The following is a 16001-nucleotide window of genomic DNA, read 5'->3' on the forward strand; positions in this document are numbered from 1 at the left end:
GACGTTCAGTGCGGAATCACCGCGGTGGCTTCGATCTCGACCTTCGCGCGGTCTTCCATCAGCGCGACGACCTGCACCGCGCTCATCGCGATGTCGTAGTCGCCGATCAGCTCGCGAAACGCCCGGCCGATGTCCTTCAGCGATGCGAGATACTCGCGCTTGTCGGTCACGTACCACGTGAGGCGCACGAGGTGTTCGGGCTTGCCGCCCGCTTCGCGCAGCACGGCGAGCAGATTCTTCAGCGCCTGCTCGGACTGCTGCGCGAAGTCATCGGACTGGAACTGCGCCTGTTCGTCCCAGCCGATCTGGCCGGCGATGAACACCTGCGTGCCGCTCGCAGCGACGCCGTTCGCATAGCCGCGCGGCTTGACCCAGCCGGCGGGAAGGAGAGCCTGTTTCATGAGCGATGCGCCTCGATGGAGGGGGCCGATGGAGCGTACGCCGCGAGCGCGCTCGCGACATCGCCGGGAATATCGATGGATTTGCCGCTGTCGAACGATATGAACACGAGCACCTGTTTAGAGCGGAAACGCGTCTCGCCGTTGCAATGGCCGTGAATCTCGATGCCGATCGAACTGCGGCCGATGGTTCGGACCTTGAGCGTGAGCAGGATCGTTTCGCCCATCTGGCTCGGCCGCGAGAACTCGCAGTCGAGCTTGACGATCGGCAGGCCGATGCGGCGCCGCGCGATCATGTGCGCGTAGTCGATGCGCAAGCCCTCGTTGAACCAGTCTTCGACGAGCACGTTGGTCATCACGAGGTACTGCGGAAAGAACACGATGCCCGCGGGATCGCAGTGCGAAAAGCGGATGCGTATGGGCCGCTCGAACGAAGTGCTCATTGCGCATTCCCGTTCGCGGCGGCATGCGCCTTCAACAGATCGCGGCCGACGATCAGCTGCTGCACCTCGGTCGCGCCTTCGTAGATGCGCAGCGCGCGGATCTCGCGGTACAGCATCTCGACCGCGCTGCCGCTTTGCACACCCATGCCGCCGTAAAGCTGCACTGCCGCGTCGATCACCTGCTGCGCGCCTTCGCTCGCGTGCCACTTCGCCATCGCGGCTTCGCGCGTGACGCTTTCGCCCTGGTCGCGCAGCCACGCGGCGCGATAGACGAGCAGCGCGCTGCTGTCGATCGTCAACGCCATCTGCGCGAGCTTCGCCTGGGTCAACTGGAAGTCGCCGAGCGTCTGGCCGAACATCTTGCGCGACGCCGCGCGCGCGAGGCCCTCGGCCATCGCATGACGGGCAAAGCCAAGCGATGCGGCCGCCACCGACGTGCGGAAAATATCGAGCGTGCGCATGGCGATCTTGAAACCTTCGCCGGGCGCACCTAGCATCTGGCTCTTCGGCACGCGCGCGTTCGTGAAGCGCAGGCGCGCGAGCGGATGCGGCGCGATTACGTCGATGCGCTCGGCGATGTCGAGGCCCGGTGTCTGCGCATCCACGATGAACGCGCTGATGCCGCGCGCGCCCGGCGCTTCGCCGGTGCGCGCGAACACCACGTAGAAGTCCGCGATGCCGCCGTTCGAAATCCACGTCTTTTCGCCGTCGAGCACGTAGTGCTCACCCTCTTCGCGAGCCGCGAGCGCCATCGCGGCGACGTCCGAGCCCGCTTGCGGCTCCGACAGCGCGAACGCGGCGATCGCCGTGCCGCTCGCGACGCGCGGCAGATAACGCGATTTCTGCTCATGCGTGCCCGCGAGCGAGATCGCGCCCGAGCCGAGGCCTTGCATCGCCAGTGCGAAATCGGCGAGGCCCGAATAGCGCGCGAGCGTTTCGCGCAGCAGGCATACGGCGCGCGTATCGATCGTGTCGCCGTGGCCGCCATAGGCGACGCCGCCGACGCCGTATTTCAGCCAGCCGGCATGGCCGAGTTCGCGCACCAGCACACGGCAGGTCGCATCGGTGTCGCCATGCTCGTCATGCGTGAGATGCGCGCGGCACCATGCGTCGATGCCTGCCGCGAGTTCGCGATGACGCGGCTCGAAAAACGGCCACGCGAGCGGGCTGTGCAAATCGATCGGGATGTTCTGATGATCGGCGCTCAACTCAGTCTCCTTCGAACACCGGACGCGTCTTCGCCGCGAACGCGTTGTATGCGCGCTCGAAATCGCGCGTGCCCATGCAGATCGCCTGCGCCTGCGCTTCGGATTCGATCGCTTCGTCGATGCTCATACTCCATTCCTGGTGCAGCATCTTCTTCGTCATGCCGTGCGCGAAGCTTGGGCCGGCCGCGAGATCGGCGGCGAGCTTCTGTGTTTCTTCGATGAGCGCGGCCGGGTCGCACAGGCGGTTGTAGAAGCCCCAGGCGTGAGCTTCGTCGCCGCTTGCCGAGCGGCCGGTGAACAGCAGTTCGGCGGCGCGTCCCTGGCCGATGATGCGCGGCAGCATCGCGCACGCGCCCATGTCGCAGCCGGCGAGGCCGACGCGCGTAAACAGGAACGCGAGCTTGCTGCGCGCGGTGCCGAGGCGCAGATCGGAAGCCATCGCGAGGATCGCGCCGGCACCCGCGCAGACGCCGTCGACGGCTGCGATGATCGGCTGCGGGCAATGGCGCATTGCCTTGACGAGGTCGCCGGTCATGCGCGTGAACATCAACAACTCGGGCATCGGCAGATCGATCAGCGGGGCGATGATGTCGTGCACGTCGCCGCCCGAGCAGAAGTTTTCGCCCGCGCCGTGCAGCACGACGGCTTTCACGTCGGTCGCGTACGCGAGATCGCGGAACAGGTTGCGCAGCTCCGCATACGATTCGAAGGTCAGCGGGTTCTTGCGCTCGGGACGGTTCAGCGTGATCGTCGCGACCTTGTCGGTCACCGACCAGCCGACATGCTTCGCCTCGTGGCCTGCCAGGGTCAGGCGGTTGCCGGACAACAGTGCGTCGGCGTTGGATCGTGTCATGTATTCCTCCAGTGCGAAGTCAGCCTCTCAGGCTGTCGAGCAGATGCTGCTTGAGCTTGCCGAGGTCCTGATGCGTCTTCATCTTTTCGTCGAGGCTCAGACCACCGAACAGTTCGACGACCCATTGCTCGTGCGCGACGGCCATTTTGTCGAACGCCTTGCGGCCAGCGGGCGTCAGGCACACGCTGATCGAGCGGCGGTCGTTGGGATCGGTGTCGCGCGTGACGAGCCCTTCTTTTTCGAGCTGATCGGTGATGCCAGTGACGTTGCCGCCCGTCACCATCAAACGGCGCGATAGCTCGGTCATCTTCAGGCCATCGGGATGTCGTTCGAGCTGCGCCATCAGATCGAATCGCGGCAGCGTGGTGTCGAATTCGGTGCGCAGACGTTTGCGCAATTCGGCCTGGACGAGGTTGGTGGTGGTCAGCATGCGCAGCCACAAACGCAGGCCCATGTGGCTGTCCGCACCGGTGCTCATTTCGAGGTCCACGACGTTCTCCGCGGGTTGAGCCACGCCTTTGCGCGACAGCTTCGCATCCGATGCCGCCGCCGACTTTTTTGCTTGGGTTGATTTGCTCACATCACTTCTCCACCCGAAATGGAAATGGATTGCCCCGTGATCGCATCCGAGCCGGGGCGGCACAGCCACAACACCGCGTTCGCGACCTGCTCCGGATTCACGAAGCGGCGCTGCGGATTCGAGCGCAGCAGCGTTTCGCGCGCCTGTGCTTCGGTGCGCGAGGTCTTGCTCGTGATCTGTTCGAGCGAGGCATGCAGCAGTTCGGTTTCGGTGTAGCCGGGGCACACTGCATTGACCGTGATGCCGCGCGTCGCGGTTTCGAGCGCGAGCGAGCGCGTGAGACCGATCACGCCGTGCTTCGCGGCGCAATACGCGGCGACGTACGCATAGCCGATCTGCCCCGCGGTGCTCGCGACGTTGACGATGCGGCCATAGCCACGCTCGAGCATGCCGGGCAGGACGGCGCGCGTGCCGAGAAACACGCCGGTCAGATTCACGTCGAGCATGCGTTGCCACAGCGCGATATCGGTGTGCGTGAACGGCGCGGCCTGCGCCTGGCCCGCGTTGTTCACGAGGATATCGACGGTGCCCGCCTGCTCGAATGCGCGCACCACCGAATCTTCTTGCGTGACGTCCACGCTGATACACGCGACGTCGCCGAGCGCCGCGCATTGCTCGCGCTGCGTGTCGAGGCGTTGCGCGTTGCGGCCCATCAGCGTGACGCGCGCGCCGGCGCGCAGCAGCGCCTGCGCGATGGCCGCGCCGATGCCGCTGCCGCCGCCGGTGACGACCGCGTGTTGTCCGGCGAGAGGAGTGTCTGAGGTGTTCACACGGTTCCTTCGGCGCGTTGCGCGCGTTGTTGCGCCGTGAGGCCGACATTGGCGATGGCCTGCGCACGCTCGCGTTCGAGGTTGCGTTCGAGCTGCATTTTCGCGGCGGTATAGGGTTTCGGCCACGCGACGTCGAGATAGCCGATCTTTGCCGCTTCGTTCAACGTCCACGACGGATTCGCGAGATGCGGCCGCGCGATCGCGCACAGATCGGCGCGACCCGCCGCGATGATGCTGTTCACGTGGTCGGCTTCCGAAATCGCGCCGACCGCGATCGTCGCGATGCCGGCTTCGTTGCGCACGCGATCGGCGAACGGCGTCTGGAACATGCGGCCAAACACGGGCTTTTCTTCCTTGCTGACCTGGCCCGACGACACGTCGATCATGTCCGCGCCGGCCGCCTTGAACGCTTGAGCGATCTTCACGGCGTCGTCGGGCGTGTTGCCGCCCTCGACCCAGTCGTGCGCCGAAATCCGCACCGAGATCGGCTTGTCTTGCGGCCACACCGCGCGGATCGCGCTGAATACCTGCAGCGGATAACGCAGACGGTTTTCGAGCGGACCGCCGTATGTGTCGGTACGGTGATTCGTGAGCGGCGACAGGAAGCTCGACAGGAAATAGCCATGCGCGCAGTGCAGTTCGAGCCAGTCGAAACCCGCTTCGATCGACATGCGCGTCGCCTCGACGAACTGCTGCTCGATGGCGCGCAGCTCCTCGTGTGTGGCTTCGCGCGAATGCTGGCTGATGCCGCGCAAATACTGCTGCGGCGACGCCGAAACGAGTGGCCAGTTGCCTTCGTCGAGCGGCTGATCGATGCCTTCCCACGCGACGCGCGTCGAACCTTTCGCGCCCGAGTGGCCGAGCTGGATGCCGATCTTCGCATCCGATTGCAGATGGACCAGATCGACGATGCGTTTCCACGCGACCAGATGCTCGGGCGCGTACATGCCCGGGCATCCGGGCGTGATGCGCGCTTCGGGCGACACGCAGGTCATCTCGGTCATCACGAGCGCGGCGCCGCCCATCGCGCGCGCGCCGAGATGCATCAGGTGATAGTCGCCGGCCACGCCGTTTACCGCCGAGTACTGCGCCATCGGCGACACCATCACGCGATTTTTCAGCGTGACGCCGCGCACCTTCAAGGGGGTGAACATCGGCGGAATCGAATGCCTGTCAGCGGCGCGCTCCACACCCGCGCGCTTCGCGAGCCAGTCCTCGAAACCGGACAGATACTGCGCATCGCGCTCGCGCAGGTTCTCGTGCGAGATGCGCTGCGAGCGCGTGAGCAACGAATACGCGAACTGTTCCGGCTCGAACGACGTATAACGATCGACGTGCTCGAACCATTCGGTCGAATTGCGCGCGGCGTTCTGGATGCGCAGCACGTCGACGCTGCGTACTTCGGTGTAGTGCTTCAATGCGGCGGCCAGATCGTCCAGGTGCGAACCCGGGTGCGCGCTGATGCTGTTCGCGAGTTCGATCGCGTCTTCGAGCGCGAGCTTGGTGCCCGAGCCGATCGAGAAGTGCGCGGTGTGCGCGGCGTCGCCCATCAGCACGATCGGCGTTCGTGTGCCGTTTGCGTTGCTGCGCCAATGCACCCATTCCTTGTTGACGACGCGCGGAAAACGGATCCATTGCGACGAGCCGCGCAGATGCGCCGCGTTCGACATCAGCGCGTTGCCGTCGAGGTACTTCGCGAACAGCTTCTCGCAGAACGCGATGCTGTCTTCCTTGCTCATTTCGTCGAGACCGGCGGCGCGCCACACGCGTTCCGGTGTTTCGACGATGAACGTCGAGGTTTGATCGTCGAAGCGGTAGGCGTGCGCCTGGAACCAGCCGAATTCGGTTTGCTCGAACGCGAACGTGAACGCGTCGAACAGCTTCTTCGTACCGAGCCACACGAAGCGGCAGTCGCGCATGTCGATGTCCGGCTGGTAGGTGTCCGCGTATTTCTGGCGCACGAGGCTGTTCAGGCCGTCGCTCGCGATGATCAGGTCCGCGTCGTACGCGCTGTCGTCCACGACCTGGGTTTCGAACACGAGCTTCACGCCGAGTTCTTCGCAGCGCGCTTGCAGGATATTCAGCAGACGTTTGCGACCGATGCCGCAAAAACCGTGGCCCGATGAGCGCACGCTGCGGCCGCGAAAATGAATCTCGATGTCGTCCCAGTGATTGAACGCGTCGAGAATCGCCTCGGCGCTCGGGGCGTCGGCGGCGCGCAGATTGCCGAGCGTCTGGTCGGAGAACACGACGCCCCAGCCGAAGGTGTCGTAGGGGCGGTTGCGCTCGATTACCATGACTTCATGGCCGGGGTTACGTTGTTTCATCAACAGACCGAAGTACAAACCGGCCGGACCGCCGCCGATACAGACTATGCGCATGCTGGGTTCCCCAAAATGAACTCTGCGGTGAGATTAATTTAGGTTTTGATAATTTAGATGTCAAGTAAATTTCGGGGACGGGTATCGAGTCGTGTTCTTGATCCTGGAAATAAAAAGCGTCAGTGAAAAATAAAGAGTGTCACGCGTCTCTCACAATGCGGAATATCGGACTGACGTTTCAGTATGCGAAAGCAGGGCGGGAGCCCCTTCGGGGACGCGCAACAAAGCCTGCATCGAAGCAGGCGAGAACTAGCAGGGCTTGGGCTACGCCCGGAGAAAAGCGCATTCGACTTGCAGCAAAAATCCGCGACGGACTTTTTTTGCGCACCGCAAAGGTTTCTGGCTATCGGGTTCTTCACTCATCGAAGGGCTACTTGGCTTCAGTCTTCCGCTCAAGTCGCATCCGTCCCGGTGGCTCGAAGTACGTGCCGAACCGCACCAGGCCGGCCTTCTTCATGTGGCACGTCATCTCGAAGCTCACGAGCACGCCGGGGTCCTGATTGTCGATGATCTCGACGTCGATTGCGCGAATCCGGGGTTCGTACTTCAAAAGCGTTGCCTCCATCTGCTGCCTGAGCAGGTGGGACGAAGCGGGCAGTGCCTTGTAGATGTTCGTGAGGTCCGGCAGGCCATAATCGGGCAGGTGCTTGAGCGCGCCCGCGCGCGTGTTGAGGATGCGCCGCACATTCTGCTGCACGCTCATGATTTCGAGCGTTCTGTCGTCGTAGGCATCGAGTGGCTCCCCGCCGATCTGGCCGAGCAGCATGTCGTAAAGGGACGGGCCTGCTGGCATCGTGCGCTCTCCTAGATGCCGGCGTCGACCGGCACACGTTCGCCCGTTTGTTCCACTGCTGGTGCGTTCGCCCCGGCTGCCGGCACATCATCGTGCTCAACAAAGTCGATCGTGAGATTCCCGTCAGGCGAACTCGACAGCCGGATTTCCGCCGGCGCCGCGCCGTTCGCCATCCGCGTGAGCAGTTCGCGAGACACGGCGGGCAGGATCCGCTGATTGAGGAACGCATCGACGTTGCGCGCACCCGATTCACGCGCGAGGCAAAGCTGCGCGAGTGAATCGGTCAGGGCGTCATCGGCGGTCAATGCAACGTCGTGCTGCCTGCGCAGACGGTCGGCGATTTTCGCGAGCTTGTGCCGCACGATCGAAGCGAGCGCACCTGCGTCCAGAGGGCGATACGCCAGCGTCTGGAAGCGCGCGAGCAGCGCGGGCTGGAAGTGCGCAACGAGCTGCGGATGGATCGCCTCGAGCAGTTCGGCCTGCGAGATGGCCGGGTTCTCCGCTGTCGCCTCGTCGATCTGCGCGCTGCCGAGGTTGGAGGTCATCAGGATCACGCAGTTGCGGAAGTCGATTTCGCGGCCTTCGCCGTCGCGCATCATGCCGCGATCGAACACCTGATAGAAGATGTCGAGCACATCGCGATGAGCCTTCTCGATCTCATCGAGCAGCACGACGCTGTACGGGCGTTGCCGCACCGCTTCGGTCAGGATGCCGCCGCGGCCATAGCCGACGTAGCCAGGCGGCGAGCCTTTCAGTTGCGACACCGTGTGCGCTTCCTGGTACTCCGACATGTTGATGGTCGTGAGCGCCGCCTCACCGCCGAATAGCACATCGGCAAGCGTAAGCGCTGTCTCGGTCTTGCCGACACCCGAGGGACCAGCCAGCAGGAACACGCCGAGCGGCGTGCGCTCGCTCTTCAGCCCCGCCTTGGCGGTGCGCAGGCTCTCCGCGAGCGCGGCCAGCGCATCGTCCTGTGCGACGACCCGCTTCGCGAGACTGTCCTCGATCGTCAGCAGGCTCCTGAGTTCGTCCTCGACAAGATCGCCGACCGGCACGCCGGTCCACTCAGCGACTACGCGTGCGATCGCCTGCGCATCAACGTCCGCAAAAACCAGCGCTGTCCTGCCCTGTGCATCGGCCAGTGTCCGCTTCGCGCTCGCAAGCGCTCCGGCATCCGGTTTTGAATCTTTCGTGTCCCGCTGTACATGCAACGCCTGGACAAGCCCCAACTCATGCTCGTAGCGCGCCTGCAAAGCCATCAGTTCACTGTTCGCATCAGCAAGAGCAGCAATGAGCGCATCACGTCGCGGCGTGACGTCCGCAGTGACATTGCTAGCGCCGGCCCGTTCGTCCGCGTCGAGCGTCGAGCGTTCAATTTCGATCGCGGCGACTGCTGCGCGGGCACGCTGCAGCTCGGACGGCGGCGATTCCAGCCCCATGCGCACGCGCGCCGCGGCCGTGTCGATCAGGTCGACCGCCTTGTCGGGCAACTGCCGGGCCGGGATATAGCGGCGCGAGAGTTTCACGGCCGCGACGAGCGCTTCGTCGCGGATGTGCACGTTATGGTGTTTCGCGTAGCGGCTCGCGAGCCCCCGCAGCATCAGGCACGCTGCTTCGTCATCGGGCTCGTCGACCTTGACGATCTGGAAGCGTCGCTCGAGTGCCGCGTCGCGCTCAAAATATTCCTTGTATTCCGACCAGGTGGTGGCCGCGATCGTGCGCAGTTCACCACGCGCGAGCGCGGGTTTCAGCAGGTTTGCCGCGTCGGCGCCGCCGGCGGCGTTGCCCGCGCCGATCAGCGTGTGGGCTTCGTCGATGAAGAGCAGGATTGGCACGGGCGAAGCCTGCACCTCATCGATCACGTTCTTCAGGCGCTGCTCGAATTCGCCCTTCACACCGGCGCCTGCCTGCAGCAGGCCCAGGTCGAGCGTCAGAATGCGTACGTCGCGGATCACATTGGGCACGCTGCCTTCAGCGACGCGTAGCGCGAGGCCTTCGACCAGCGCGGTCTTGCCAACACCCGGCTCGCCGACGAGGATCGGATTGTTCTTGCGTCGCCGCGCGAGCACGTCGACCATCTGCTGGATTTCGCGTTCGCGCCCGAACACGGGGTCAATCTCGCCGCGACGGGCCTTGTCGGTTAGGTCGATGGCGAACCGGGCAAGTGCCTCGCCCTCGATCGGGCGTTGCGGCGCATGTTTCGTAGGGGCACTGGTGGCCGCCGGCGGTTGGGTTGCTTCGACTCCGGATGCTGGCGCTATCGCCGGCTCTGCTTCGTCGGGCTGGTTTTCGCAGGACTGGTGGCCGAGTCGCGGGATCAGGCGCTGGATCTGCGCGCTACTGACCGACAGCAGCGGCCACGCGTTTTGCGCACGCAGCACGTGCGGCGCGTCAACAATCGCCTGCAACAGATGACCGGAACGGATGGGCTGGTCAGCCTCCTGCGATGATGCCCAGTTCCAGGCATCCTGCAGCACGGTCGCCAGCTGCAGGGAAAGGGCGGGTTTGCCGCGCAGGTTGCGGGGCAGGTGATCGATCGCCGCGATCAGCGCGTCCCAGACGGCATTGATGTCGATTCCGTAGTGGCACAGGATCGCAGGAATGTCGCCGTCGTCTGCCTCGATAAGCTTGAGCAGCCAGTGCTCGACGGTGATCTCGTCCGCGAGGCGCGTCTGGCAGAGGCTCGCAGCCGCCTCGAGCGCTCTCGCGCAGTGCGGGTTGAGCCGGCGAAGCAGGTGGGTAGAGTCGCGCAGTGTCATATCAATGCCGTATCACGGAACGGGGCAGAAACGCCGCTCTACCCGTATCAAAAAAGTGCCAGCCCACGTACGGGGCTGGCAAAAAAGGAACCGGCTGCGGGGTGCAGTACCGGTTCCGGCACAACATGGCTTGTGGCCAGGATCAGGAACGCTCGTTCCAGGTATCCTTGTGGATGATGTTGCCGTCCTTGTACGACCACGTGATCGTCTCGTAGCGCAACTCGACCTCTTCGATGTGGTTGTGCTTCTCGTAGTCCGGATTCTTGATATCGAGCATCTTCGGGTTGACGGCCACGATCTTCACATTGTCGAGCCTGGTGTTGAAGTACTCTTTCTCCTTGCCCGCGTCGTCGATCTTGTACCACTTGATCTCGACCGACTTCAGCGTCTGACCGCTCGTCACCGCCTTGTACAGGTACGGCGTCGACGCATCGGTTTCCTTGGTCAGCTTGATCGGCTTGTGCACGCGCGTACCGGTCAGCTTGCCCGTGTTGCCGTCGGTCGGGATGTTCACGCCATGGTCGAACGCGACGAGCTCGACGCTGCCTTCGCGACCCTGGACCGTCACCGAACCCTTGATGTCCGCACCACCGTCGTCCTTGACCCACATGTAAGCCGGAATTGCCATCTTTCACTCCCTTTTCTGGTACTACGACAATCGCCCGGAGCCAGCCCCCGAGCCTCTGAAACCCGAAGCGTTCGCTTCGAGGGCTAAAAATGGTCCTGCTATCTGGTCGAATCCCCCAACGGGATTTCTTTGGGGGCGTCCGGCACCAGCGTGATTTCGACGCGCCGGTTCCTGGCTCGCCCCTCCTGCGTATCGTTGCTCGCGATCGGCCGCGTATCGCCGTAGCCCTGGATCGCGAACTGCGTGGCGGCAATGCCCGACACCTCGATGAGCCAGTCGCGCACCGCGCCCGCGCGTGCGACCGACAGCGTCAGGTTGCTGTCCGGACTGCCAACGTTGTCGGTATAACCGGCCACGAGAATCCGTTTGTCCGGATGCGCCTTGATCATCTCGAGTGCGCCGACCATCGCGCGCGTCGAGCCGGGCTTCAGTTGCGCGCGGCCGCTGTCGAACAGCGACATGCTGTCAAGCGTGACCACCGCAGGTGGAGGCGGCGGCGGCTGGTAGGTTGCGATCGCCTGGTTGAGCGCCGGCATCAACTGCGCACCGCGGTACATGCCGAAGGAAAGTCCGAGCGGCACCCCTGTGCGTGAATAGCGGTCGAGCTGGTCGCGATCGGCCACGAGAGCCTGCAGCGCATTGCGCTTCGCGGCGTCGTGTGCAGCAGGAATCATCGAATATCTTCCGAGATCCGCGCCGATACGGGTGATCAGCGCCTGATTGTTCCTGGCGGCGCCCCAAAACGCCACCGCGATCGCGCAGGCAACCAGAGCAACGGCGTGGGCGAGAGCCGCCAGGCGCGGCGACATCCACGACCGCCGCGGCATGGCCTCGATCAACGGCTGGGGCAGCGGCCACGGCAGCGGGGACGCCGGCAGTGCAGGCGGTACGACCCGGGTCTGCATTTCGACGTCGCGCTCCCAGGGCCTGCCCGGACCACTCGCCGGCCCGCAATCGATCCAGCCCGCGCCGAACAGTGCCCACGGCGTGGCCGGCTGCCGGCGGTCGCTTAGCACGCCGATCACAACGCGCTGGGTCCATCCGACGATCGAAGCCAGGCTCGCCGCGCGTGCCGCCACGGCACGGTCGCCTCCAGCCCGCTCAACTTCAGTTTCGGCCGCCTGGACCACGGCTTCAAAACGGCTTGCGTCAGCCAGGCGCGTAGCCGATGACACGCCATACCACTGTGGCATCGCGAGTGTGGCCGGCGCATTGGTGAGCCGCTGGTAGACGGCAACAAAGCCTGGCAGGCGCACGCCGAGCATGCGCGAGGCGTCAGCGACGGACTGCCGCACGACGCGCAGATTCTGCGTCAGGACGTCTTCACCCGCGTGCAATGCCGGCGCAACCGACAGCACGACACCATCGGGTGCGCGCCCATCGCGCCACTGCTTCACGGCCACCGCAAGGCGGGGCAGATCCTGCAGCCGGTCGGCCCGTAGCCATATTGCGCCGTCGCCAACGTGTGCGAGACGCCGCTCTCCGGCAATCCGGTCGAACAGGTTCCCCAGGGCGTCGCCGGTCACGAGCACGAGCGGCATGCGGGTGCGCAGGTTGACCGGGATATTCGACGTAGCGGCGCCGAGTGCAGTCAGTACGTGTACGTTCTGTTTGCGCGCGCGTGAGAGCTGACGGGTGCGCAGCCAGATCAGTACCAGCCAGGACAGGACGATGGGGACAGTGAGCGTCCATGCGAGACCCTGTCCGGCGCCCCGTCCCACAGGGACTTCCGTTGGTCGAAGGAAGCCGCCCTGGGGGACAGGCAACACCAGCCAGATAACGGCGAGCGCGAGCGCGGCCATCAGTGTCACGATGGCGCGGAACGGGTAACCCAGGCCCTCCAGCGCGCGGCTCTGCGCCTGGCCCCGCATCTGACCCGACCCGGGGTCCAGTGTGCGGCTCGTGTCCCCGAGCGCCGGTCCGGACGGTTCGTGCAGATCGGACTTCACGGCCGCGGCGCCGTCGGTACAGCTGGTACGAGGTGGGCGAGCTGCGCATCGAGCACCTGTGCCCATATCAGCCAGATCACCGCGGCCGCCACGCACGCGAGGCCGGCAATCGCCCAGGGCGAGAGGCGGTAGAACCAGTCCGAGAAGCGCCTGCCGGTACGATCGGCAAAGAAAGGGCGGGCAGCGACCGGGCGCCCCCCAAGGGGACTTCCTTCGGGGCGTAGTTTTTCGAGTTGCGTACTGAGTGAGGCGATCAGCACGGAACGCTTCGCTTCGCCTTCACGGGCGTAGCGGCCCATGAACCCCATCCCGAGGACCGCCGCGTAGCATTCGAGTAGGGCAATGTGCGGCGACGCTTCACGCATCCGCTGCTCGAGCCGTTCGAACACGCGTTCGCCCGCGTCATGCTTGCCAAACCGCTCGACCTGCAACGGCTGCGCATCCCAGACCGGCTTGTTCTCCGCACTCAGGTTGCGCAGTACGGCCTCGTCGAGCAGGCCGCATTGGGCAACCTCCGCGTCTTCGCGGACGTCCGCGGCAAAACCGCGCTGATTGAGCGCGGTTGAGAAAGCCGCCATCAGCTGCTTGCAACGTTGACGCAGGGTAGCAGGGTCGTCCGTGTGGCCCCCCTCAGACAATCGCGTCACGAGCAGGGCCGTGTCGCGCAACAGGTCCCGGATACCACCGGCGGAAGTACGGTTCGCAGAGGCCGATCCACCCATCAGGGCGGTTTCGCCGCGGGCAGGGGTGAGCGTGTTCGTCAGCGTGCTCATGAGCGCAACACCGCGTAAAGTTCAAGCGACGCGTCGGGAACCGACGTCGGCAGGTAGATCTGGCAGGCGCGGGCGGCCAGCATCCGCGCGTGCGCGGGATCGCTCGCGTCGAGCGCGAAGTACTGGTTGTCCAGCCGCACCGGGATGGCGGCCGGCACACGCTGCACGGCCTTGAGTGGAATGCCTGGGAGCGCCGAATTGACGATGTGCTCGATATCGTCCGGCGCACCTATCTTGCAGAGCCTCGGGAACTGCTCGACGAGTTCGAATGCAGGCGACGCGGCGTGGACCGACAGGTACCAGTCGGCGGAACTCGCCACGATGCGCTCGTCGAGGAACTGGCCCGCCCATGTCGTCGGATTCCTGTGCGTGAGCCCAATCGACACCACACGCGACGGAATGATCGCGTCGAGCAGATCACGGATCTGCGTCTCGAGCCTGGCGAATACTTCATCGGCACGTACGTGGTCATACGCCGGAATGTCGCCGAGCTGCGAGCCGGTCGAGAACGTCATGAGGACGCTCGCCAGCTGGGCAAGCGTCGAGTACAGCCGCTCGGGAGGCTGGCCCGGATGCGTCGAGAAGAACCGCAGTTGCGGCCAGACCGTATGGATGCAGTGGAGCAACCAGAACAGCTGCACGTCGGCCACGCCGTATTCGGCAACCTGCTCGATCCGTTCGCTTCTGCGCGAACCCAGCGCCGTGCTCTTCGCCTGTAGGATGTCGGCAAGACGATTGATCCGTTCGACGTGCAGCGCATGACTGCCAAGCGTCAGGCACGGTGGCACGTATCGGTGGTCGACCTGAAATTGCCCGCTCGTGGTACGCGTCAACCGGGCAATCGCACACACCGTGTCGTCGGCATGCGACTCGAAGTCGAACAGCAGTCGCACCGCATGGCGTTCGGCGGCAATCTCGGCCTCGCCGGTACCGTTGAGGTCGATGACCTTGACGAACTCCCGGTATGAGCGCCGCGGCCGCGCCAGCGTCGCTTCGTCGAACCGGCAGTTGCTGCCCGTGGCATTGAACAGCGGCAGGGCGGCCAGCACGACCACGCTCTGCACATCGGCTGGCAGTCCCTGCGTCAGATCACGTGCAGGCGGTAACGCATCGGTCACCGTGGAGTCGATCAGTGTGCCGTCCGGAAAACGCAGCTTCAGTCGGGTGAGCTTCAGACGCCCAGCTGCAAGCACTTCCTCGTCGATATCGATGCCCTGCGTGCCCCACGGCTCGGCGACGCAGGCGGCAGCGATCTGGTTCAACGTGAAGTCGACGTTTCGGCCCAGCTGCTGGAAGTGCTGTTGGGTCAGGATCAGCCCTTCGTGAAAGAGCGGTTTATCGATCCGCATGGGTGTGGTTGTGCCGTTATCTTGGATTATGGTGAGTGGCGATTCTATACGCGTGACTTGTGATCCGTATACAGTTGCGAATAGTTAAGCATGCGAACTACATGAAATAGAGGATGGTTATTTTTGAGATATTGTCCGTGCCAGAATAGGCAATATTCTCGATGCATGGTTAGCGCGATGTTGCCATCGTACCGTCTTCATCATTGAAAGATTGTCAGAGAATGTCACGCCCTTGTGAGCCCATGCCAGCAACGGTTTCGTGAAAATTGTCACGCATTCGCATACCTCGTTTATCAAATTATTCATATTGACGAGTCTGAATGCGTATTGAATTGACGATAATTAACAATTATTTACGACGTCTTTATAATCCGTATCGTTTTCACAACGCCGACGTACTTTGACTCGGCGCGGGTAAACCTGTTTAATAGCGCGTGGCAATAATGATCGCATGAATGGAGGCCGCGCTATGGGGTACCACAAGGAGTCCTTCGCGAGCGAAACACGCATATGCGTGTGCGCCCGATTGAAAGAGGTCACCGCATCGCACCGGGCGAGTTCTGCGGGGATCCTGAACGTCGTTCAATAAGGAATACAAATGGACAGCTTCCAGCGCGAAATTCCGAAAAGTCGGGTTTCGATCACGTTAGATTTGCATACGGGCGGTGCCCAGAAGAAGGTCGAGCTGCCGTTGAAGCTGCTCGTCGCCGGTGACTTCAGCGCGGGCAAGGAACAGGCGCCGCTCGCCGAGCGCAAGAAAACGGACATCAACAAGAATAATTTTGATTCTGTTCTCGCTGACTACGCGCCGGACCTCAAGGTCGCTGCGGAAAACACCCTGGCTGGCGACGGCTCGGAACTGCCGGTGAACCTCTCGTTTCGCTCGCTGAAAGACTTCGAGCCGGAACAGGTGGCACGTCAGATCCCGGAGATGCAGGCGCTGCTGGCGGTGCGCAATCTGCTGCGTGACCTGAAATCGAATCTGCTCGATAACGGCACGTTCCGCCGTGAGTTCGAGAAGATTCTGAAGGATAAGCCGCTCTCTGACAAGCTGCGCGGCGAACTCGCACAGATCGCGACGGCGGCCACCCAGCCTGAAGGCCATGCCTGAACGGCG

General features: G+C 63.8%; 14 protein-coding genes. 1 reads left to right on the forward strand and 13 read right to left on the reverse strand.

The window, feature by feature from the left end; all coding sequences use genetic code 11:
• Positions 1 to 5: 5 nt before the first annotated feature.
• The 13 genes from HDG34_RS04120 to tssK form a co-directional block, all read right to left on the reverse strand.
• Positions 6 to 401 carry a RidA family protein gene (locus tag HDG34_RS04120; RefSeq protein ID WP_018423881.1) on the reverse strand — a complete coding sequence of 132 codons (396 nt, stop codon included), beginning with the start codon at positions 399 to 401 and terminating at the stop codon, positions 6 to 8.
• Positions 398 to 841, reverse strand: a complete 444-nt coding sequence (locus tag HDG34_RS04125; RefSeq protein WP_090807889.1) for a thioesterase family protein — start codon at positions 839 to 841, stop codon at positions 398 to 400. The genes HDG34_RS04120 and HDG34_RS04125 overlap by 4 nt, the downstream gene beginning before the upstream one ends.
• The gene (locus HDG34_RS04130; protein WP_184057931.1) at positions 838 to 2049 is read right to left on the reverse strand and encodes an acyl-CoA dehydrogenase family protein; all 1212 of its coding nucleotides are present in this window, start codon (positions 2047 to 2049) and stop codon (positions 838 to 840) included. Before HDG34_RS04130 ends, HDG34_RS04125 begins: the two co-directional genes overlap by 4 nt.
• Position 2050: 1 nt before the next feature.
• Complete coding sequence (locus tag HDG34_RS04135; protein WP_184057933.1) at positions 2051 to 2902, reverse strand: enoyl-CoA hydratase family protein; 852 nt, start codon at positions 2900 to 2902, stop codon at positions 2051 to 2053.
• A 19-nt stretch (positions 2903 to 2921) separates the two neighbouring features.
• Positions 2922 to 3482 carry a MarR family winged helix-turn-helix transcriptional regulator gene (locus tag HDG34_RS04140; protein ID WP_184030378.1) on the reverse strand — a complete coding sequence of 187 codons (561 nt, stop codon included), beginning with the start codon at positions 3480 to 3482 and terminating at the stop codon, positions 2922 to 2924.
• On the reverse strand, positions 3479 to 4252 hold the full coding sequence (locus tag HDG34_RS04145) for an SDR family NAD(P)-dependent oxidoreductase (RefSeq protein ID WP_184057935.1): 774 nt from the start codon (positions 4250 to 4252) through the stop codon (positions 3479 to 3481). The genes HDG34_RS04140 and HDG34_RS04145 overlap by 4 nt, the downstream gene beginning before the upstream one ends.
• Positions 4249 to 6633 carry a bifunctional salicylyl-CoA 5-hydroxylase/oxidoreductase gene (locus HDG34_RS04150; protein ID WP_184057937.1) on the reverse strand — a complete coding sequence of 795 codons (2385 nt, stop codon included), beginning with the start codon at positions 6631 to 6633 and terminating at the stop codon, positions 4249 to 4251. The genes HDG34_RS04145 and HDG34_RS04150 overlap by 4 nt, the downstream gene beginning before the upstream one ends.
• A 370-nt stretch (positions 6634 to 7003) precedes the next feature.
• The gene (gene tssE / locus HDG34_RS04155; RefSeq protein WP_184057939.1) at positions 7004 to 7426 is read right to left on the reverse strand and encodes a type VI secretion system baseplate subunit TssE; all 423 of its coding nucleotides are present in this window, start codon (positions 7424 to 7426) and stop codon (positions 7004 to 7006) included.
• Positions 7427 to 7437: 11 nt separating this feature from the next.
• A complete protein-coding gene (gene tssH, locus HDG34_RS04160; protein ID WP_184057941.1) occupies positions 7438 to 10185 on the reverse strand; it encodes a type VI secretion system ATPase TssH in 2748 nt (915 codons plus the stop codon).
• 142 nt (positions 10186 to 10327) lie between these two features.
• Positions 10328 to 10813: an Hcp family type VI secretion system effector gene (locus HDG34_RS04165; RefSeq protein ID WP_090807873.1), complete on the reverse strand. Its 486-nt coding sequence runs from the start codon at positions 10811 to 10813 to the stop codon at positions 10328 to 10330.
• A 98-nt stretch (positions 10814 to 10911) separates the two neighbouring features.
• Positions 10912 to 12615, reverse strand: a complete 1704-nt coding sequence (locus HDG34_RS04170) for an OmpA family protein (RefSeq protein ID WP_409259242.1) — start codon at positions 12613 to 12615, stop codon at positions 10912 to 10914.
• Between the two features lie 143 nt (positions 12616 to 12758).
• Complete coding sequence (locus HDG34_RS04175; protein WP_409259240.1) at positions 12759 to 13535, reverse strand: DotU family type IV/VI secretion system protein; 777 nt, start codon at positions 13533 to 13535, stop codon at positions 12759 to 12761.
• Positions 13532 to 14884: a type VI secretion system baseplate subunit TssK gene (gene tssK / locus HDG34_RS04180; RefSeq protein WP_090807871.1), complete on the reverse strand. Its 1353-nt coding sequence runs from the start codon at positions 14882 to 14884 to the stop codon at positions 13532 to 13534. Before tssK ends, HDG34_RS04175 begins: the two co-directional genes overlap by 4 nt.
• 598 nt (positions 14885 to 15482) lie before the next feature.
• Between tssK and tssB the strand changes: the two genes are divergently transcribed.
• Positions 15483 to 15995 carry a type VI secretion system contractile sheath small subunit gene (gene tssB / locus HDG34_RS04185; protein ID WP_090807869.1) on the forward strand — a complete coding sequence of 171 codons (513 nt, stop codon included), beginning with the start codon at positions 15483 to 15485 and terminating at the stop codon, positions 15993 to 15995.
• The last annotated feature ends 6 nt before the right edge of the window (positions 15996 to 16001 follow it).

The sequence above is a fragment of the Paraburkholderia sp. HC6.4b genome, from assembly GCF_014200875.1.
In the GTDB taxonomy this organism is placed as follows: Bacteria; Pseudomonadota; Gammaproteobacteria; order Burkholderiales; family Burkholderiaceae; genus Paraburkholderia; species Paraburkholderia tuberum.